Annotated in this window: 18 protein-coding genes; 16 read left to right on the top strand and 2 right to left on the bottom strand. The window is 64.9% G+C overall.

The annotated features are described in order from the left end of the window. The first annotated feature begins 99 nt into the window (after positions 1-99). From R2C4_RS04340 to R2C4_RS04270, 16 genes are all read left to right on the top strand, one after another. Positions 100-279, top strand: coding sequence for a hypothetical protein (locus tag R2C4_RS04340; RefSeq protein WP_058284201.1), 180 nt, complete (start codon positions 100-102; stop codon positions 277-279). Positions 280-361: 82 nt separating this feature from the next. Further along, a complete protein-coding gene (locus tag R2C4_RS21175; RefSeq protein WP_167510235.1) occupies positions 362-538 on the top strand; it encodes a hypothetical protein in 177 nt (58 codons plus the stop codon). Positions 539-685: 147 nt separating this feature from the next. After that, complete coding sequence (gene cpaB, locus R2C4_RS04335; protein WP_058284200.1) at positions 686-1,543, top strand: Flp pilus assembly protein CpaB; 858 nt, start codon at positions 686-688, stop codon at positions 1,541-1,543. A gap of 215 nt (positions 1,544-1,758) precedes the next feature. Then, positions 1,759-3,165, top strand: coding sequence for a type II and III secretion system protein family protein (locus tag R2C4_RS04330; RefSeq protein WP_008556882.1), 1,407 nt, complete (start codon positions 1,759-1,761; stop codon positions 3,163-3,165). A 15-nt stretch (positions 3,166-3,180) separates the two neighbouring features. Beyond that, complete coding sequence (locus R2C4_RS04325) at positions 3,181-3,810, top strand: OmpA family protein (protein ID WP_141889730.1); 630 nt, start codon at positions 3,181-3,183, stop codon at positions 3,808-3,810. A 155-nt stretch (positions 3,811-3,965) separates the two neighbouring features. Next, positions 3,966-5,195, top strand: a complete 1,230-nt coding sequence (locus R2C4_RS04320; protein WP_167510234.1) for a CpaE/TadZ family protein — start codon at positions 3,966-3,968, stop codon at positions 5,193-5,195. Between the two features lie 24 nt (positions 5,196-5,219). Then, positions 5,220-6,653: a TadA family conjugal transfer-associated ATPase gene (locus tag R2C4_RS04315; protein WP_141889728.1), complete on the top strand. Its 1,434-nt coding sequence runs from the start codon at positions 5,220-5,222 to the stop codon at positions 6,651-6,653. Next, entirely contained in the window at positions 6,653-7,621 is a 969-nt protein-coding gene (locus R2C4_RS04310; protein ID WP_058284197.1) for a type II secretion system F family protein, read from the top strand. The genes R2C4_RS04315 and R2C4_RS04310 overlap by 1 nt, the downstream gene beginning before the upstream one ends. An 11-nt stretch (positions 7,622-7,632) precedes the next feature. Then, on the top strand, positions 7,633-8,613 hold the full coding sequence (locus tag R2C4_RS04305; protein ID WP_141889727.1) for a type II secretion system F family protein: 981 nt from the start codon (positions 7,633-7,635) through the stop codon (positions 8,611-8,613). A gap of 2 nt (positions 8,614-8,615) precedes the next feature. After that, a complete protein-coding gene (locus R2C4_RS04300) occupies positions 8,616-9,206 on the top strand; it encodes a tetratricopeptide repeat protein (protein ID WP_141889726.1) in 591 nt (196 codons plus the stop codon). Between the two features lie 29 nt (positions 9,207-9,235). After that, a complete protein-coding gene (locus R2C4_RS04295; RefSeq protein WP_058284194.1) occupies positions 9,236-10,084 on the top strand; it encodes a tetratricopeptide repeat protein in 849 nt (282 codons plus the stop codon). A gap of 3 nt (positions 10,085-10,087) precedes the next feature. Then, complete coding sequence (locus tag R2C4_RS04290) at positions 10,088-10,585, top strand: prepilin peptidase (RefSeq protein WP_058284193.1); 498 nt, start codon at positions 10,088-10,090, stop codon at positions 10,583-10,585. Between the two features lie 156 nt (positions 10,586-10,741). Then, complete coding sequence (locus R2C4_RS04285; RefSeq protein ID WP_141889725.1) at positions 10,742-12,049, top strand: P-loop NTPase family protein; 1,308 nt, start codon at positions 10,742-10,744, stop codon at positions 12,047-12,049. A 76-nt stretch (positions 12,050-12,125) separates the two neighbouring features. Further along, positions 12,126-14,543 (top strand): ligase-associated DNA damage response DEXH box helicase, encoded by a 2,418-nt coding sequence (locus R2C4_RS04280; RefSeq protein ID WP_141892034.1) that lies wholly within the window; start codon positions 12,126-12,128, stop codon positions 14,541-14,543. A gap of 37 nt (positions 14,544-14,580) precedes the next feature. Beyond that, on the top strand, positions 14,581-15,231 hold the full coding sequence (gene pdeM / locus R2C4_RS04275; RefSeq protein ID WP_141889724.1) for a ligase-associated DNA damage response endonuclease PdeM: 651 nt from the start codon (positions 14,581-14,583) through the stop codon (positions 15,229-15,231). 81 nt (positions 15,232-15,312) lie between these two features. Continuing rightward, positions 15,313-15,720, top strand: a complete 408-nt coding sequence (locus R2C4_RS04270; protein WP_141889723.1) for a PaaI family thioesterase — start codon at positions 15,313-15,315, stop codon at positions 15,718-15,720. 137 nt (positions 15,721-15,857) lie between these two features. Here the strand turns inward: R2C4_RS04270 and folD are convergent, their stop codons facing one another. Further along, positions 15,858-16,760 (bottom strand): bifunctional methylenetetrahydrofolate dehydrogenase/methenyltetrahydrofolate cyclohydrolase FolD, encoded by a 903-nt coding sequence (gene folD, locus R2C4_RS04265; RefSeq protein ID WP_141889722.1) that lies wholly within the window; start codon positions 16,758-16,760, stop codon positions 15,858-15,860. A 106-nt stretch (positions 16,761-16,866) separates the two neighbouring features. After that, on the bottom strand, positions 16,867-18,543 hold the full coding sequence (locus R2C4_RS04260) for a formate--tetrahydrofolate ligase (RefSeq protein ID WP_058285511.1): 1,677 nt from the start codon (positions 18,541-18,543) through the stop codon (positions 16,867-16,869). Between the last annotated feature and the right edge of the window lie 5 nt (positions 18,544-18,548).

Genomic DNA, 18,548 nt, shown 5'->3' with positions numbered 1-18,548 from the left:
TAGACTCATCAACCGGCGGGCAGGCCAGAAGGAGAGAGCTGGCCAGATCGCCCGGCGGGTCAGATACAGCATTCCAGTTTCCTTTGGAGGGACCAAGCCATGATCAAATTCTTCAAGAACTTCCGCAAAGACGACTCCGGCGCCGTGACTGTTGACTGGGTTGTGCTGACCGCAGCCGTGGCCGCTCTGGGCGGCGTGGTCTACACCGCCATCGAAGACGGCGCGTCGGACCTGACCAGCAAGACCGGCTCCTATCTGGGCACCCAGGCTCCGACCTGATCACTGCCTGATTTCTGAGGCGGCACCGGGCAGTCCGGTGCTGCCTCTGCCCCGGAACCGTTCAGGCAGCGAGGTTCAGACTATGAAAAAGTTACGGTTATATATCGCAAGCGACGACGGTGCGGTTTCCGTCGACTGGGTTGTTCTATGCGCTGCAATCGTCGGGATGGCCGCAATGATTGCGGCGGCAATGGAAGATGGCGCCCTGGGTGCGGCACAAGCGATTGCCGCCTTCATGTCCAATTGGTCATTCAGCTGACAACGGCCGAAATGACCAGCTCCGGACCACTGCCTTCCAGGCGGCCGCGCTGACCAGGCCAACGCCCGGTTTCTTGTTTCAGTTTGAAACACCCAGCAGCCGGTTCCGATTGCGGAACGCCGGCTTAAGTTGATGAGAGGTAACACAATGCGTGCAGTTTTCGGACTAGTGCTGATTGTCGGTGTCGCCCTCGCCGGCGGCGCAGTCATGATGGCCAAGAACTATATCTCGGCCTACCAGAATGAACTGGCGCGCGAGCGTGCGGCCCGCGCCGAGGCGGTGCCGACGGTGGACGTGTTTGTCGCCACCAAGCCGCTGAAATACGGCGAGCGGCTGTCCCAGGACGCGGTGCGCGCCGTGCGCTGGCCTGAAAACGCCATTCCCGAAGGGGCCTATACCACCCTGGACGCATTGTTCCCGCCGCAAAGCGGCGACAAGCTGCGCGTGGTGCTGCGCGCCATGGAAAAGGATGAGGCGGTTATGGCCGCCAAGGTCACCGCCCCGGGCGAGGATGCGGGCATCACCTCGCGGCTGCAGCGCGGCATGCGCGCCTTTGCGATCAAGGTCGATGTGTCCTCCGGCGTCTCGGGCTTCCTGCGCCCCGGCGACAAGGTCGATGTCTACTGGACCGGTATGATGCCCGGCGCCGGCGGCTCCCGCGGGGAGGTCACCCGGCTGATCGAAACCAACGTGGAACTGGTGGCTGTGGACCAGAGCGCCGGCGGCGACATCAACGAGGCCATTATCGCCCGCACAGTTACTGTTGCGGCCAAGCCCGCACAGGTGGCGGCGCTGGCGCAGGCCCAGACCACAGGACGGCTGTCGCTGGCCCTGGTGGGCGCAGGCGACGACACCATTGCCTCAGTGGTCGAAGTGGACCAGCGCACGCTGCTGGGACTGGGCGCCCTGGAGGCGCCGCAAGAAGTGGAAAAGGAAAAGATCTGCACCATCCGCACCCGCCGCGGCGCCGAAGTTGTGGAAATCCCGATCCCGTGCACCAACTAGAAAACATACGCCCGCACAAACCGTTAACGCATTCAGCCGCTTCTTCCCTGCGAAGAGCGGCTGCTTTGCCTGTTGCGCAGGCCCCACATGGGCGTCCTGCAAGGAAAGGCCTCAAAGCCTTTGATTCTTGCAATATTTCGGGATCTGAACCACAGTGCCCGAAAGAGCGGGCAAAAAGACCCGGATTTTGAGGCGTGATCGGAAAGGCAGGTCACATGGCAATTCGACGGTTCGTGGCGGCGGCCCTGATGGGTCTATCGCTGATTGGCGTGCCGCAGGCAGATGGGGCCTGGGCGCAGTCTTTGCGTGTGGTGAAAAAGGGCACGGCGGCAACGCTGGACGTTCCGATGAACCGCGCGGTGGTGGTGGAAAGCGAAATCCCGTTTGCTGAACTCAGCATTGCCAACCCCAGCATTGCCGATATCTCCTCGCTGTCCGACCGCACCATCTATGTTCTGGGCAAATCGCCGGGCCTGACGACACTGACATTGCTCGACGGCTCCGGCCGGCTGATCACCAACGTCGACGTGCGGGTGGCCGCCGACGTGACCGAGTTCAAGCAGCGCCTGCGCCAGATCCTGCCCAACGAGAAAATCGAAGTGCGCACCGCCAATGACGGCATCGTGCTATCCGGCACAGTGTCCAGCTCGGCCCGGCTGCAGCGGGCGCTGGACCTGGCAGAGCGCTATGCGCCGGAGCGGGTCAGCAACCTGATGTCGGTGGGCGGCGTGCAGCAGGTGATGCTCAAGGTCCGCTTTGCCGAAATGCAGCGCTCGGTCTCGAAATCGCTCAGCGCCTCGCTGGGTTTCAACGGCGGCACCGGCAACGGCCGCACCGGCGGCTACAACACCCTGAACACCTCCGGCGCACTGGCCAACTCGCTGGCCGGCAACATCCCCGCCGCCAACGAAAACACCGGCGCCTTCCTGTTCGGCTTCAACGCAGGCTCCGTTCAGGTCAGCCTGCTGCTGGAAGCGCTGGAGCAGAAGGGCGTGGTCCGCACCCTGGCCGAACCCAACCTCTCTGCCCTCTCGGGTCAGGAAGCGAAGTTCCTGGCTGGCGGTGAATACCCGGTGCCGGTCGCCCAGGAAGGCGGCGTGATCACCATCGAATTCAAACCCTTCGGGATTGAGCTGAACTTCATTCCGCGGGTGATTGACGGCGATCTGATCAACCTCGAACTGAACGCCGCGGTGTCCGCCATCGACCCGACCAATTCGCTGGAACTCAGCGGCCTGACCATCGACGCCTTCTCCCGCCGCGAGACCTCCACCACGGTGGAAATGCGCGACGGCGAAAGCTTTGCCATTGCCGGGCTGATCCGCGACGAATTCCTCGACAACTCCTCGCAGCTGCCTTGGCTGGGCGACGTGCCGGTGCTGGGCGCGCTGTTCCGCAGCGCCGATTACCAGCGCGAGCAGACCGAGCTGGTGATCATCGTCAGCGCCCATCTGGTCACTCCGACCCGCGGCGAGGCGCTGACCCTGCCCACCGACCGCGTGGCACCGCCCAGCGAGAAGGATCTGTTCCTGTTCGGGCGCACGTCCCGCAACCGCGCCGGGCCTGCCGCCGAGGTCGCCAAGCAGGATTTCAACGGCTCTTACGGCTACGTGCTGGACTGATAGGGAGTGGCACAGATGATCAGAACCGCTGCAATTCTCGGCCTTCTCCTCACCGCTGCCGCCTGCGAGCGGGAAGCCGGGCGCGAGCTGAACCGCCAGGGAACCTTTGGCGAGGCCACCCTCAACAACGCGGCGGTGATGAGCGGCGAGCGCAGCTTTGCCATCCAGCTGGCCGGCCGGTTCGCCCAGGAAGTGCCCACCACCATCACCTTTGACTTTGACAGCGCCCGTCTGGACCAGACCGCGCTTGCGGTGCTGGACCAGCAGGCGCATTGGATCCGGCAGTTCCCCGAGGTGCGGTTCCGCGTCTTCGGTCACACGGATGCAGTCGGCAGCAACGCCTACAACCGCGCGCTAGGCCTGCGCCGGGCCCGGGCCGCGGTGAATTACCTGGTCTCCCGCGGCATCAGCCGCAGCCGCCTGGAAGCGGTGATCTCGCACGGGGAAACCCAGCCGCTGATCCCGACGCCGGAGCGCGAGCGCCGCAACCGCCGCACCGTCACCGAGGTGAGTGGCTTCCTCAAAAACCACCAGTCGGTGCTGGACGGCAAATATGCCCAGATCATCTACCGCGAGTATCTGGAGAGCGCGGTTCCGGCCACCACCCTGACCCAGCAGAAGTCGCTGGAGCGCACGCTGCAATAAGCCCGCCGCGCAGGCGGCCGGTTACGAAGTAGTAACAATTCCCCACATTTGGGGATTTTTGGCCCCAATATCGCCTAGATTGCCACCGACATTGTTTCCAAGAGGCGGACTGTGCCCATGGCCCGGTTCTGCCCATGTGAACAAGGATGATGGCGATGAGCAGCGGTATGCCGCAAACAGAAACACCAGCGATTGTTGCCTGCACAATCAGCCGCGATGTGCAGAACTTCGACCTTCTGATCGAGGATATGGAAGCCTCGCTGGGAGAGGCCTGGGGCGATCTGGGCTTTACCGAGGCGCTGGCGTTCTTTGGTCAGACCGAGGCGGAGCCGCTGCAATTTGTTGCCCTGGCCATCGACAGCGCCGACGAGGGGGATCTGCCGCTGATGGGGGAGATCATCACCCAGGCCAAGGCGCGCGGCATCAAGGTCATTCTGATCGCCGAAGACGTCACCCCGGCCGCGCTGCACACGCTGCTGCGCCAGGGTGCGGATGAGTTTGTCCCCTACCCGCTGCCCGAGCAGGAGCTGCAGGCCGCCATCGAGCGGCTGCAGGCACCGCCGCCGCCGGCGGCGCAGAAGCCGCATCAGCTGCAATCCGGCAGCCAGCGCGAAGGCGCGGTGATCGTTTGCCACGGGCTGGCCGGCGGCACCGGCTCGACCACCATGGCGGTGAACCTGGCCTGGGAGCTTGCCGCGCTCAGCGAGCAGGAGGAGCCCAGCGTCTGCCTGCTGGATCTGGACCTGCAGCATGGTTCGGTTTCCACCTACCTGGACCTGCCCCGCCGCGAGGTGGTGATGGAAATGCTGAGCGAATCCGAAAGCATGGACGAGGAGCTGTTCGGCCAGGCGCTGCTGCCGTTCCAGGAGAAGCTGCAGGTTCTGACCGCCCCGCTGGAGATGGTGCCGCTGGACCTCTTGTCGCCCGAGGACATCACCCGGGTGATCGAAATGGCGCGCAGCCACTTCGATTTTGTCGTCATCGACATGCCGCACACGCTGGTGCAGTGGTCCGAAACCGTGCTGACCACGGCGCATGTCTATTTCGCCCTGATTGAGCTGGACATGCGCTCGGCCCAGAACGCGCTGCGCATGAAACGCGCGCTGCAGTCGGAGGACCTGCCGTTCGAGAAGCTGCGCTTTGCGCTGAACCGGGCACCCAAGTTCACCGATCTTGCCGGCAAAAGCCGGGTCAAGCGGATGGCCGAGTCCCTGAGCATCTCCATCGACCTGCAATTGCCCGACGGCGGCAAGCAGGTGCTGCAAAGCTGCGACCACGGGCTGCCGCTGGCTGTTTCGGCGGCGAAGAATCCCTTGCGCAAGGAAATCGCCAAGCTCGCGGCCTCGCTGCATGCGCTGGGCCGCAGTGAAGCAGAAGCCGCCTGAACGGCTTGAATTGGGGGTGAGTTGATGTTTTCCAAGTATAAGAAACAAGCGCCAAAACCTGCCGCGCCGGCACCTGAACCGGTAACTGCGCCCGCCGCTGCCGCCCCTGCCGCCAGCCTGCGCCGCCCGGTGCAGCGCAAAGCGGCTGAGGCGCAGCCAATGGACAAGGAGCGCAAGCGCAAGGAGCGTCTGGGCGAGATCAAGGTCCAGCTGCACCGGGAGCTGCTGGAGAACCTGAACCTGGCCGCCCTGGAACGCGCCGGCGAAGCGGAACTGCGCTCCGAGATCGCCACCATCGCCACGGAGATCCTGGCCGAGAAAAGCATCGTCCTGAACCGCGAGGACCGCCAGCAGCTCACCAAGGAGCTGTATGACGAGGTGACGGGCCTGGGCCCTCTGGAGACGCTGCTGCAGGATGAATCGATCAGCGATATCCTGGTGAACGGCCCGCATCAGATCTTTGTCGAACGCAGTGGCAAGCTTCAGCTTTCCGACATCACCTTCAAGGATGAGAAGCACCTGATGCGGATCATCGACAAGATCGTCTCTGCCGTGGGACGCCGGGTCGATGAATCCAACCCTTACGTGGACGCCCGCCTCGCCGATGGCTCCCGATTCAACGCGATGGTGCCGCCGATCGCGGTGGACGGCTCGCTGGTGTCGATCCGGAAATTCAAGAAAGACAAGCTGGGCATCGACGACCTGGTGCAATTCGGCGCTTTCACCGAGGAAATGGCGGCCTACTTGCAAGCCGCCGTTTCCACCCGCCTGAACGTGATCGTCTCCGGCGGCACCGGCTCCGGTAAAACCACGACGCTGAACGCGCTCTCCTCCTTTATCGACAATTCCGAACGGATCCTCACCATCGAGGACACCGCGGAACTTCAACTGCAGCAGAGCCATGTGGGCCGGATGGAAAGCCGCCCGCCCAACGTGGAAGGCAAGGGCGAGGTCTCCCCGCGTGACTGCCTGAAGAACGCGCTGCGGATGCGCCCCGACCGCATCATCGTCGGCGAAACCCGCGGCGAGGAAGTGATCGACATGCTGCAGGCCATGAACACCGGCCACGACGGCTCGATGACGACGATCCACGCCAACTCCGCCCGCGACGGCATTTCCCGTCTGGAAAACATGATCGCCATGGCGGGGATCGAGATGCCGATCAAGGCGGTGCGCAGCCAGATTGCATCCGCTGTGAACCTGATCGTGCAGGCCTCCCGCCTGCAGGACGGCTCGCGCCGGATGACCTCGATCACCGAAATCACCGGGATGGAGGGCGACGTGATCTCGATGCAGGAAATCTTCCGTTTCCAGCGCGTCGGCCTGACCCCGGACAACAAGATCATCGGCCACTTCACCGCCACCGGCGTGCGCAGCCACTATTCCGAGCGCTTCCGCCTGTGGGGGTACGACCTGCCGCCCTCGATCTATGAACCCACCGTGATGGAGAAGCGCTGATGCAGCTGAGTGCGGAACCGCTTATCTACGGCCTGATCTTCTTCGGGGTGCTGGCCCTGGTCGAGGGCCTGTATCTGTTCACCTTCGGCAAATCCATCAGCCTCAACAGCCGGGTCAACCGCCGGCTGGAGATGATGGAGAAGGGCAGCAATCGCGAGCAGGTGCTGGAGCAGCTGCGCAAGGAACTGGGCCAGCACGCAAAATCGCAGTCGATCCCGCTGTACTCGCTGCTGTCGGAACGGGCGCAGAAAGCGGCCATTGCCTTTTCACCGAAACAGCTGATCCTGATCATGGCCGGGCTGGCCGTGCTGGCCTTCGCCGGCCTCAGCATCGGCACGTCGGCCCCCCTGCCCGTCCGCATTCTGGGCTCTGTCATCATCGGCGTCGGCGCGGTGTTCTTCTGGGTCAACAAGAAGGCCGCCAAGCGGATGGCGATGATCGAGGAGCAGCTGCCCGACGCGGTGGAGCTGATGGTGCGCTCCCTGCGTGTCGGCCACCCGTTCACCTCTGCCGTGCAGATCGTCGCCAACGAGGTCGAGGACCCGCTGGCCACTGAATTCGGCATTATCTCCGATGAATGCGCCTATGGCCGCGATGTCGGCGAAGCGCTCAAGGAAATGGCGGAGCGGCTGGACATGCAGGACATGCGCTTCCTTGCGGTCGCGGTGACGATCCAGCAGCAGTCGGGCGGCAACCTGGCCGAAGTGCTGGCAGGCCTTGCCAAGGTGATCCGCGCCCGCTTCCGCCTGTTCCGCCGGGTGAAGGCCATCACCGCAGAGGCGCAATGGTCGGGCAAGTTTCTGTCAGGCTTCCCGCTGTTCTGTCTGGCTGGCATCCTGGTCAAGGACCCCAACTATTATGACAAGGTGCTGGATCACCCCTGGTTCATTCCCGCCTGCTTCACGGTTGGCGTGATGCTGACGGCCAACCTCTTTGTCATGCGCATGCTGACCAACATCAAAGTCTAAGGAGGCGGACCGTGGGTTTTCTGACCGGAATAAACGACTACCTGACCTCGCACTTCGGCGAATTCGGCCCGCTTCTGGCGCTTGGCATTGCCGGGCTGTTCATGATCCTGCTGGCGGTTCCGCTGCTGCTGAACCAGCCCGAAGACCCGCTGAAGAAGCTGCAGAAGAACATCAAGCCGGAAACCCGCAACGTCCCCAAGAAGGAGCGTCTGCGCCAGGCCAACCGCAACGAGCAGCTGCAGAAATTCGCAGGCTTCCTGGAACCGCAAAACGCGGATGAGCTGTCGGCGATGGAGCTGAAGCTGCGCCAGGCGGGCTATCACTCCAAGGACTCGGTGCGCCTGTTCCACTTTGCCCAGTTTGCCCTCGGCCTGCTGGGGCTGATGGGCGGGCTGTTCTTTGTCTATGTGCTGAAGGCCGACATCGACTATGACAGCCAGCAGATGGCCATCCGCATCGTCGGCCCTGGCGCGGCCGGGTACTTGCTGCCGAAATACTGGATCACCCGCCGCATCGAAGAGCGCAAGCAGAAGATCACCGAAGGCTTCCCGGACGCGCTGGACATGATGCTGGTCTGTGTCGAAGCCGGCCAGTCGCTGGACCAGGCGATTGTCCGCGTCGCCAAGGAGCTGCACGCCTCCTACCCGGATCTGGCCGAGGAATTTGAAGTCGTCGCCTATGAGATGAAGGCGGGCAAGGAAAAGGACAAGGTGCTGCGCGACATGGGCACCCGCTGCGGGGTGCAGGATATCTCCTCCTTCGTGACGGTGATGATCCAATCCGCCAGTTTCGGCACCTCGATCGCCGATGCGCTGCGTGTCTATGCCGGTGAAATGCGTGACAAGCGCGTGATGCGCGCCGAGGAGGCCGCAAACAAGTTGCCCGTGAAGATGACCCTTGCCACAATGGGCCTGACGGTGCCGCCGCTGCTGATCATTCTGGTTGGCCCGTCGATACAGGGCATCATGAATATGGGCAACGCAGGCAACTGAACATGACATCACAAGGACGGGCCGCGCCTGTCCGCCTCAGCTGCGCTCTTGCCGCCGCCAGCGTTCTTGCGCTGGCGGCGGCCTGCGCGCCGGGCGGTCTGAAACAGGACACGGGCAGCCCCTGGGCGCCGGGCGCCGATCACCGCAAAACCGCAGAGGACGGCTTGCAGGTCGGCCACCGGCTGATGGCCGCAGGCGAGCACGAGCTGGCGCTGGAGGCCTTCACCCGCGCCGCCCTCGACCAGGGCCTGACGGCCGAGGTGCTGTCCGGCATGGGGTCGGCCAAGCTGGGCCTCCGGCGGCTGGGGCAGGCAGAGGATCTGCTGCGCCAAGCGGTCGATGCCGACCCGGCCTGGCCCGAGCCGATGAACAACCTTGGCGTGGTTCTGATGGAACGGGGCAAGACCGCCGAAGCCGTGCAGGTGTTCCAGCGCGCCTATGCGCTCGACAATGGCGAAAGTGACGCAATCCGCGATAATTTGCGCCTGGCCCTCGCAAAACTGGACGATCCTGCGCATACTGAGCCGCAAAACCAAGATTACAAATTGGTGCGGCAAGGCGGTGGCAGCTACCTGATTCGCCCGACACCATGACAGAGGCAGAGCAGTAAAAGGACGCACAAATGCGCCAGCAGTTTTTCCTATCCGCTTCTCTGGCAGGGGCGCTGGTCTTGTCGGCCTGCGCAGAGAAAGCCGACGAAACCGTGGAACGGGCCTTTCAGGAAGTGAATGTCATCGACGAGAGCAATCTCAACGATGTCATGATGACCGTGGCCGACCCGAATGAGGCGGTGGCCCATTTCCAGCGCACCCTCAAGACCGGTCCGGACCGGATCGAGCTGCAGCGCGGCCTCGCCTACTCGCTGATCCGCGCCAAGCGCACCACCGAGGGCACAACCGCCTGGAAAAAGGTGGTGTCGATGAAAGGCGCCACCAGCGAGGACCAGGTGCAACTGGCGGGCGCTCTGGTGCGCAGCGGCGAATGGGACGCGGCCAAGGGCATTCTGGACAAGGTGCCGCCAACCCATGAAACCTACGAGCGCTACCGGCTTGAGGCCGTGGTGGCGGACGCGAACAAGGACTGGAAGCGGGCGGACAGTTTCTACGAGATTGCCACGGGGCTGACCACCAAACCCGCCAAGGTGATGAACAACTGGGGCTATTCCAAGCTGACCCGCGGCGATTTCACCGGGGCTGAGCGGCTGTTCGGCGAAGCGATCCGCCAGAACCCGGGCCTGTTCACCGCCAAGAACAACCTGGTGCTGGCCCGCGGCGCACAGCGCAACTACACCCTGCCGGTGATCCCGCTGGACCAGACCGAACGCGCGCTGCTGCTCCACACACTGGCGCTGTCGGCGGTCAAGCAAGGCGACGTCAAGGTGGGCGAGAACCTGCTGCGCGAAGCCATCGACACCCATCCGCAGCACTTCGAGGAAGCCTCGCGCTCGCTGGCGGCACTGGAAAACGGCTGATCCATGCAGTTCCCGGCCCATGCCGCCCTGTGGTTCCTGCCCTTCGTGCTGCCGCTGTGCTACACGGTGGCGCTGACCGACCTGCGCGGCATGCGCATTCCCAACTGGGCGGTGGACCTGCTGGCAGTGATCTATGTGGCTGTGGGCGCCTTTGCGATGCCCTCCTGGGCAGACTACGGCTGGCACCTGCTGCATCTGCCGGTGGGGATCGGCCTGGGCTTCCTGTTCTATTCCGCTGGCGCCGTCGGCGCCGGCGATGCCAAGTTTGCCGGCGCCGCCGCGCCGTTCTTTGCGCTTGGCGATTTGCGGCTCTTGATGATCATCTTTGCCGCCACCCTGCTGGCGGGCTTCACCGCCCACCGGATCGCCAAATACACGCCGCTGCGCCAGCTGGCGCCGCAATGGCAAAGCTGGGAAACCGGCAAGAGCTTTCCCATGGGCCTGTGCCTCGGCGGAACCCTCGCGCTCTATCTGATCCTGGCCGCCCTGTTCGGCAGCTAAACGCCGCCGACGCCTGAACAGGCCGCGGATTTTCCCGCCGCCTCCGCGGAAATGCTGCAGCTCTGCCCCGCTGTTGCCACAGTCCTGAATAGTCTGTTTCCAAGGCCGCCTCCCGAACCGGGGGCGCAAACCCGGAATTCAGGAACAGGCACCGCCATGAACATGCAGAACCTCACCGTGACGGCCCCGCCCGCCCCCAAGGGGCTGGAGCAGATGCAGCTGCCGCTGGTGATGATGCGGGACATCCTGCTCAAGACCATCTTCCGCAAGAATGCGGAAACGGTGACGGAGATTGCCGAGGCACTCTGCCTGCCCGGCGCCGTCACCCAGGAACTGGTGGACATGGCCCGCGAGCAGAAACTGCTCGAAGCCACCGGCACGCTGAACGCCAACAGCGGCAACGAGATGGGCTACCAGCTGACCGATGCAGGCAAGGCGAGGGCGCTGGATGCGCTCAGCCAGTCGGAATACTTCGGCGCCATGCCGGTGCCGCTGGCGGTCTACCGCGAGCAGGTCAAGCGCCAGTCGATCCGCAATATCCAGGTGACCCGCGACCAGCTGATCAGCGCCATGGGCCACCTGATCCTGCCGGGCAGCCTGCTGGACCACCTGGGCCCGGCGGTCAGCGCCGGCCGCTCGATCCTGATGTACGGCCCGCCGGGCAACGGGAAATCCTCGATCTCCAACGGCATCCGCGACGCCCTTGGCGATCATGTCTACGTGCCGCGCGCCATCGAATACGCGGGCCAGGTGATCACCGTCTACGACCCGATCGTGCACACCATGGTCGAGCAGGAGCCGGAAGACCCCAACGCCCTGCGCCGCCGCCGCCGCTTTGACGAGCGCTACGTGATGTGCGAACGCCCCACCGTGATCACCGGCGGCGAGCTGTCGCTGGACATGCTGGACCTGGTCTACAACCCCACCGCACGCACCTATCAGGCGCCCTTGCAGCTGAAATCCACCGGCGGCATCTTCATCGTCGACGACCTTGGCCGCCAGGCCGAGCCGCCGCAGGCGCTGGTCAACCGCTGGATCGTGCCGCTGGAGGAAAGCAAGGACATCCTGGCGCTGCAGTCGGGCGAGAAATTCGAAGTGCCCTTCGACACGCTGGTGATCTTCTCCACCAACTTCCACCCGAACGAGATCTTTGACCAAGCCGCCCTGCGCCGGATCTTCTTCAAGATCAAGATCGACGGCCCGGATCAGGAGAACTTCCTCAAGATTTTTGCCATGGTGGCCCGCAAGAAAGGCATCCCCTTGGATGAACGCACGCTGGTCCACCTGCTCAAGAACAAATACCCAACCATCAGCAACGTTTACGCGAATTATCAGCCGGGGTTCCTGATCGACCAGATGATCGCGATCTGCGAGTTCGAGGGCATCCCCTATCAGATGTCGCCGGAACTGATCGACCGGGCCTGGGCCAACATGTTTGTCAGGGACGAGCAGATCGTGAAATGACCCGGCCCCAAAGTTTTTTGAAAACTTTGGGCCACCCTTTTCTAAAAAGTTTTGCGGCAGCACCTACATGGGACGGATGAGCATTCTGCCGCCCGTCATCGAGAACTGGTTCGCCTCCAAGGGCTGGTCCATCCACCCGCACCAGCACGCCATGCTGGAGCGGGCGTCTCAGCCCTGCACCCTGCTGATCGCCCCCACCGGCGGCGGCAAGACCATGGCCGGTTTCCTGCCCACCCTGGCGGAGCTGGCGGACGGCAGCCATAAAGGGCTGCACACTCTCTACATCTCCCCGCTCAAGGCGCTGGCTGCCGACATCAAGCGCAACCTGCGCACCCCGGTGGAGGAGATGGGCCTGCCTATCCGCATCGACGACCGCACCGGCGACACCCCCTCCAGCCGCAAGAAACGCCAGCGCGCCGACCCGCCGCATATCCTGCTGACCACCCCGGAAAGCCTCGCCCTGCTCACCTCCTACGAGGACGCCGCCCGCACCTTCAAGGGCCTGAAGCGCGTAGTGGTCGACGAAATCCACGCCCTGGCCGAAAGCAAGCGCGGCGACCAGCTGATGCTGGCGCTGGCGCGGCTGCAGACCCTCTGCCCGGATCTGCGCCGGATCGGGCTGTCGGCCACCGTGGACGACCCGCAGGCCATCGCCAGCTACCTCGCCCGCCATCCGGACCCCTGCGAGATCGTGCAGGCCGATCCCGGTCCTGCCCCCGATATCCGGATGCTGGAAACCGCTGAGCCGCCGCCCTGGGCCGGGGGCGGCGCGGCCTATGCGATCCCGGCGGTGATGGAACAGATCAGGGCCCACAAGACCACGCTGATATTCCACAACACCCGCGCCCAAGCAGAGATTTTCTTTCACAATCTCTGGCTCGCCAACGACGACGCCCTGCCGATTGGCATCCACCACGGCTCGCTCGACCGGGTCCAGCGCGAGCGGGTCGAGGCGGCGATGGTCCGCGGCGAGCTGCGCGCCATCGTCTGCACCGGCTCGCTGGACCTCGGCATCGACTGGGGCGACGTGGACCTGGTGATCCAGATCGGCGCGCCCAAGAACGTGAAACGCCTGGTCCAGCGCATCGGCCGGGCCAATCACCGCTACAACGCCCCGTCCAAGGCGCTTCTGGTGCCTGCCAACCGGTTCGAAGTGGTCGAATGCCGCGCCGCGCTGGAGGCGGTGCGCGCAAACGATCTGGACGGCGCGCCGCGTGGCCCCGGCCCCCGCGACGTGCTCTGCCAGCACATCCTGATCGCGGCCTGCGCGGGTCCCTTCGACGCCGACCAGCTTTACGCCGAAATGACCCAGGCCGGCGCCTACGCCGCTCTCACCCCTGCCGAATTCGATGCCTGCCTCGATTTCTGCGCCACCGGCGGCTACGCGCTGAAAGCTTACGACCAATGGCAGCGCCTGCGGCAGCGCCCGGACGGCAAGTGGCAGCTGCGCGACCCCCGCGCCGCGGCCCGCATCCGCATGAACCTGGGCACCATCCAGGACACCGATCTGGTCAAGGTCCGCCTGAAACGCAACCGCGGCGGCAAGCCGCTGGGCGAAATCGAGGAAGCCTTTGCCGCCACCCTCACCCCCGGAGACACCTTCCTGATCGGCGGCCAGACCGTGCGCTACGAGGGCCTGCGGGAAATGACCGTGGAGGTCAGCCGCAACCCCGGGAAAAAACCCAAGATCGCTGTCTTCTCGGGCACCAAATTCGCCACCTCCACCCAGCTCAGCGCCCGCATTCTGGAGATGTTCAAGCAGGACAGCTGGCCCAGCCTGCCGCGCCATACGGCAGAGTGGCTGGAACTCCAGCGCGAAGTCTCCGAGCTTCCCCGCGCAGGCAGTCTGCTGATCGAAAGCTTCCCGCATGACGGGCGCGCGCACGCGTGCGTCTATGGCTTCGCCGGCCGCAATGCCCAGCAGACGCTGGGCCTCTTGCTGACCAAGCGGATGGAGGAACTGGGCCTAGATCCCCTGGGCTTCGTCTCCACCGATTACGCCACGCTGATCTGGGGGCTGGAGGAGTTCACCGACCCCGCGCCGCTGTTCGACATCGGCGCCTTGCGCGAGGGGCTAGAGGGCTGGCTGGCCGGCAACGCGGTGATGAAACGCGCCTTCCGCGGTGCCGCCACCATCGCCGGGCTGATCGAGCGCAACACCCCGGGGCAGCGCAAGAACGGGCGGCAGGCGACCTTCTCCTCTGACATCCTCTATGACACGCTGCGCAAATACGACCCGGATCACCTGCTGCTGGACATCACCCGCGAGGAGGCCCTGCGCGGGCTGGTGGATTTCGGCCGCATCGAGGAGATGATCGCCCGCATAGACGGCCGCATCACCCTCCGGCGGCTGCAGCGGATCTCCCCCCTTGCCGCGCCGCTGCTGCTGGAGGCAGGCAAGGTCCCGGTCAAAGGCGCCGCCGAGGAGAAACTGCTGCTGCGGGAAACCGAAGCGCTGATGCAGCAATCCGGTCTCAGCGCCCTGCCGCAATAGGCCTTGCCAGCGCCGCTGGCACCGTTAAGAACGCATCATGAACGGCTTCGATTTCACCCTCGCTGGCACCCGCCTGACCGCCCTCGGCAGCGGTGCGCTCTGGTGGGCGGAGCAGCGCACCCTCTGCGTCTCCGACCTGCACCTGGGCAAATCCGAACGCCACGCGCGGCGCGGCGGCAGCGCCCTGCCGCCCTATGAAACCCGCGACACGCTGGACCGCCTCGACGCCGCGCTCCAGATCACCGGCGCGCACACGCTGATCTGCCTTGGCGACAGTTTCGACGATGACGCGGCCTGCCGCGCGCTGCCGCAGGCAGACCTGGGCCGCATCACCCGGCTGATGCAGACCCGTCGCTGGATCTGGATCGAGGGCAACCACGACCCCGCCCCGCCGGCCCTGGGCGGAGAGCACGCCGCCGCTCTGACACTGGGCCCGCTCACCTTCCGCCACATTGCCGACCCGCAGTCCAGCGCCGAAATCTCCGGCCACTACCACCCCAAGGCGCGGGTCCGCAGCACCTCCCGGCCCGCTTTTCTGGTGGACGCCGCCCGCGTGATCCTGCCCGCCTTCGGCACTTACACGGGCGGCCTGCGCAGCAGCGATCCGGCGTTCGCGCCGCTGATGGCGCCCGATGCCCTGGCCATCCTGACCGGGCCGCGGCCGCTGCCGGTGCCAATGCCGCGCTGACCGGGCAAATGGCGCAGCGTCACCTGCGCAAGGGTCCCGCGCTCCTCTATGCTGCGGGCAGACCAGCAGAAGGACACCGCCATGGACCACCGCATCCGCAGCAGCTTCGCCAGGCAAAGCATGATGCAAACCCTGGGCGCAGAGATTGAACGCGTCGCAGCCGGTGAAGTGGTGATCACCGCCCCCATCCTGCCCGGCAGCCGCCAGCAGCACGATGTGGCCCATGCCGCCCTCAGCTTTGCCATCGGCGACACGGCGGCAGGCTACGCCGCGCTCACCGTGATGCCCGAGGACTGCGAAGTGATGACCGCAGAGATGAAGATCAACCTGCTGGCCCCCGGCGCCGGAGACCACCTGCGCGCCACCGGCAAGGTCATCAAGCCGGGCCGCCGCCTGGTCATCGTCACCGCGGAGGTCCACGTCGTGACAGCGAAAGAAGAAAAACTGATCGCGCTCCTGCAAGGCACCATGGTGCCGGTCACCGCCTGACCCCCAGCTCATTCATCTTTCAAAAAGGGGCTCCGCCCGTTCCCGGGCGAAACGCTCACCCCTTCATCTTTCAAAAAATACTCCCGCCGGAGGCGTCCGGCGGGAGCGGTTTTGTTCTAACCTTGGCGGTCTGCGCGTCAGGCGGTCAGCCCTTCCGGCTCCGCGAGGTTGCTGGCGCGGCAGGCGGCGGTCACGGTGTTGGCCAGGAGACACGCGATGGTCATCGGGCCGACGCCGCCCGGCACCGGGGTGATGGCGCCCGCGCGCTCCGCGGCCGAGGCGTAATCCACATCGCCCACCAGACGGGTCTTGCCCTCACCCTTCTCCGGCGCATCGATGCGGTTGATGCCGACGTCGATCACCGTCGCGCCCTCCTTGATCCAATCGCCCGGCACCATCTCCGGACGGCCCACGGCCGCCACCACGATGTCGGCGCGGCGCACCACATCCGGCAGATCCTTGGTGCGCGAATGCGCAATCGTCACGGTGCAGCTGTCGCCCAGCAGAAGCTGCGCCATCGGCTTGCCGACGATGTTGGAGCGGCCAATGACAACCGCATCCAGGCCAGACAGGCTGCCGTGGTGCGCGCGCAGCATCATCAGGCAGCCCAGCGGCGTGCAGGGCACCATCGACTTCTGGCCGGTGCCCAGAAGGCCCACGTTGGAGATGTGGAAGCCGTCGACATCCTTCTCCGGCGCGATCGAATTGATCACCAGATCCTCGTCCAGATGCTTCGGCAGCGGCAGCTGCACCAGGATGCCATGCACCTTCGGATCGTTGTTCAGCTGATCGATCAGCGCCAGCAGGTCGGCCTCCGGGGTGTCCGCGTCCAGCTTGTGCTCGAACGAGTTCATCCCCACCTCGACGGTGCTCTTGCCCTTGGAGCGGACATAGACCTGGGAGGCCGGGTCCTCGCCCACCAGCACCACCGCCAGGCCGGGGGTGATGCCATGCTCCTCTTTCAGCCGCGCCACATGCTCCGCCACCTGGCCGCGCACCTTGGCCGCAAAGGCCTTGCCGTCAATCACTGTTGCTGCCATTGCTCTCTTCCTTTCCGCCGGGGGGCCGCCCCCGGATCCGGTCCCGTCATCTCAAAGCTTCAGCGGCCCGGGTGTCCCCGGGCCGCTGCATTCCGTCTGTGCCGGCTCAGAACAGGCCTTCGATCTGGCCGTCCGCATTCAGGCGGATGGTCTCCGCCGCCGGGGTGCGCGGCAGGCCCGGCATCGTCATGATCTCGCCGCAGACCACCACGATGAAGCCCGCACCGGCCGAAAGCCGCACTTCGCGCACCGGCACCGAATGGCCCACGGGCGCGCCGCGGCGGTTCGGGTCGGTGGTGAAGGAGTACTGGGTTTTTGCCATACAGACCGGCAGGTTGCCATAGCCCGCCTCTTCCCATTCCTTCAGCTGATTGCGGATCTTCTGATCGGCCAGCACCTCGTCGGCGCGGTAGATGCGCTTGGCGATGGTCTCGATCTTCTCAAACAGCGGCATGGCGTCCGGGTAGATCGGCGAGAAGTTCGCCTTGCCGGAGTCGGCCAGCTCAACCACCTTCTGCGCCAGATCGGCAGAGCCTTCGGAGCCCAGCTCCCAGTGGCGCGACAGCACCGCTTCGACGCCATGGCTGCCGCAGTAGTCCTTCACCGCCTGCACCTCGGCCTCGGTGTCGGTCACGAAGTGGTTGATCGCAACCACCACCGGCACGCCGAAGGATTTGACGTTTTCGATGTGGCGGCCGAGGTTGGCGCAGCCCTTGTTGACCGCATCGACGTTTTCCGCGCCCAGGTCCGCCTTGGCGATGCCGCCGTTCATCTTCATCGCCCGCACGGTGGCCACGACCACCACCGCCGACGGCGCGATGCCCGCCTTGCGGCACTTGATGTTCATGAACTTCTCGGCGCCGAGGTCGGCCCCGAAACCCGCCTCGGTGACCACGTAGTCGGCCACTTTCAGGGCGGTCTTGGTGGCGATGACCGAGTTGCAGCCATGCGCGATGTTGGCAAACGGGCCGCCGTGCACGAAGGCCGGGTTGTTTTCCAGGGTCTGCACCAGGTTCGGCTGCATCGCGTCCTTCAGAAGCACGGTCATCGCGCCCTCGGCCTTGATGTCGCGGCAGTAGACCGGGGTCCGGTCGCGGCGGTAGGCCACGATGATGTCGCCCAGGCGCTGTTCCAGGTCCTTGAGGTCATTGGCCAGGCACAGGATCGCCATCACTTCCGAGGCCACGGTGATGTCAAAGCCGGTCTCGCGCGGGAAGCCGTTGGAGACGCCGCCGAGCGAGGCGGTGATCTGGCGCAGCGCCCGGTCGTTCATGTCGACCACCCGGCGCCAGGCGACGCGGCGCACGTCGATCTCGCACTCGTTGCCCCAGTAGATGTGGTTGTCGATCATGGCTGACAGCAGCGAATGCGCCGAGGTGATGGCGTGGAAGTCGCCGGTGAAATGGAGGTTCATCTCCTCCATCGGCACCACCTGGGCATAGCCGCCGCCCGCAGCGCCGCCCTTCATGCCGAAGTTCGGCCCCAGCGAGGCTTCGCGGATACAGATCATCGCGTTTTTGCCGATCCGGTTCAGCCCGTCGCCCAGGCCCACGGTGGTGGTGGTCTTGCCTTCGCCCGCAGGCGTCGGGTTGATCGCGGTCACCAGGATCAGCTTGCCGTCTTCGCGGTCCTGCACCGAGTTGATGAACCGCTGGCTCACCTTCGCCTTGTCGTGGCCGTAGGGCAGCAGATCGTCATTGGAAATCCCGATCTTCGCACCAATCTCCTGGATCGGCTTCTTCTGCGCGTCCCGCGCGATCTCAATGTCACTCTTGTAGCTCATGGCAA

Origin of the sequence: Leisingera aquaemixtae, from assembly GCF_006740765.1 — a bacterium.
In the GTDB taxonomy this organism is placed as follows: domain Bacteria; phylum Pseudomonadota; class Alphaproteobacteria; order Rhodobacterales; family Rhodobacteraceae; genus Leisingera; species Leisingera aquaemixtae.
Note: the sequence above shows the minus strand (reverse complement) of the source record. Positions and strands in the feature narration are given on the sequence as shown.

What these genes read in the sequence shown, in the direction of transcription:
- R2C4_RS04340 (WP_058284201.1), top strand. Translation starts at nt 100, where the DNA reads ATGATCAAATTCTTCAAGAACTTCCGCAAAGACGACTCCGGCGCCGTG.
- R2C4_RS21175 (WP_167510235.1), top strand. Translation starts at nt 362, where the DNA reads ATGAAAAAGTTACGGTTATATATCGCAAGCGACGACGGTGCGGTTTCC.
- cpaB (WP_058284200.1), top strand. Translation starts at nt 686, where the DNA reads ATGCGTGCAGTTTTCGGACTAGTGCTGATTGTCGGTGTCGCCCTCGCC.
- R2C4_RS04330 (WP_008556882.1), top strand. Translation starts at nt 1,759, where the DNA reads ATGGCAATTCGACGGTTCGTGGCGGCGGCCCTGATGGGTCTATCGCTG.
- R2C4_RS04325 (WP_141889730.1), top strand. Translation starts at nt 3,181, where the DNA reads ATGATCAGAACCGCTGCAATTCTCGGCCTTCTCCTCACCGCTGCCGCC.
- R2C4_RS04320 (WP_167510234.1), top strand. Translation starts at nt 3,966, where the DNA reads ATGAGCAGCGGTATGCCGCAAACAGAAACACCAGCGATTGTTGCCTGC.
- R2C4_RS04315 (WP_141889728.1), top strand. Translation starts at nt 5,220, where the DNA reads ATGTTTTCCAAGTATAAGAAACAAGCGCCAAAACCTGCCGCGCCGGCA.
- R2C4_RS04310 (WP_058284197.1), top strand. Translation starts at nt 6,653, where the DNA reads ATGCAGCTGAGTGCGGAACCGCTTATCTACGGCCTGATCTTCTTCGGG.
- R2C4_RS04300 (WP_141889726.1), top strand. Translation starts at nt 8,616, where the DNA reads ATGACATCACAAGGACGGGCCGCGCCTGTCCGCCTCAGCTGCGCTCTT.
- R2C4_RS04295 (WP_058284194.1), top strand. Translation starts at nt 9,236, where the DNA reads ATGCGCCAGCAGTTTTTCCTATCCGCTTCTCTGGCAGGGGCGCTGGTC.
- R2C4_RS04290 (WP_058284193.1), top strand. Translation starts at nt 10,088, where the DNA reads ATGCAGTTCCCGGCCCATGCCGCCCTGTGGTTCCTGCCCTTCGTGCTG.
- R2C4_RS04285 (WP_141889725.1), top strand. Translation starts at nt 10,742, where the DNA reads ATGAACATGCAGAACCTCACCGTGACGGCCCCGCCCGCCCCCAAGGGG.
- R2C4_RS04280 (WP_141892034.1), top strand. Translation starts at nt 12,126, where the DNA reads ATGAGCATTCTGCCGCCCGTCATCGAGAACTGGTTCGCCTCCAAGGGC.
- pdeM (WP_141889724.1), top strand. Translation starts at nt 14,581, where the DNA reads ATGAACGGCTTCGATTTCACCCTCGCTGGCACCCGCCTGACCGCCCTC.
- R2C4_RS04270 (WP_141889723.1), top strand. Translation starts at nt 15,313, where the DNA reads ATGGACCACCGCATCCGCAGCAGCTTCGCCAGGCAAAGCATGATGCAA.
- folD (WP_141889722.1), bottom strand. Translation starts at nt 16,760, where the DNA reads ATGGCAGCAACAGTGATTGACGGCAAGGCCTTTGCGGCCAAGGTGCGC.
- R2C4_RS04260 (WP_058285511.1), bottom strand. Translation starts at nt 18,543, where the DNA reads ATGAGCTACAAGAGTGACATTGAGATCGCGCGGGACGCGCAGAAGAAG.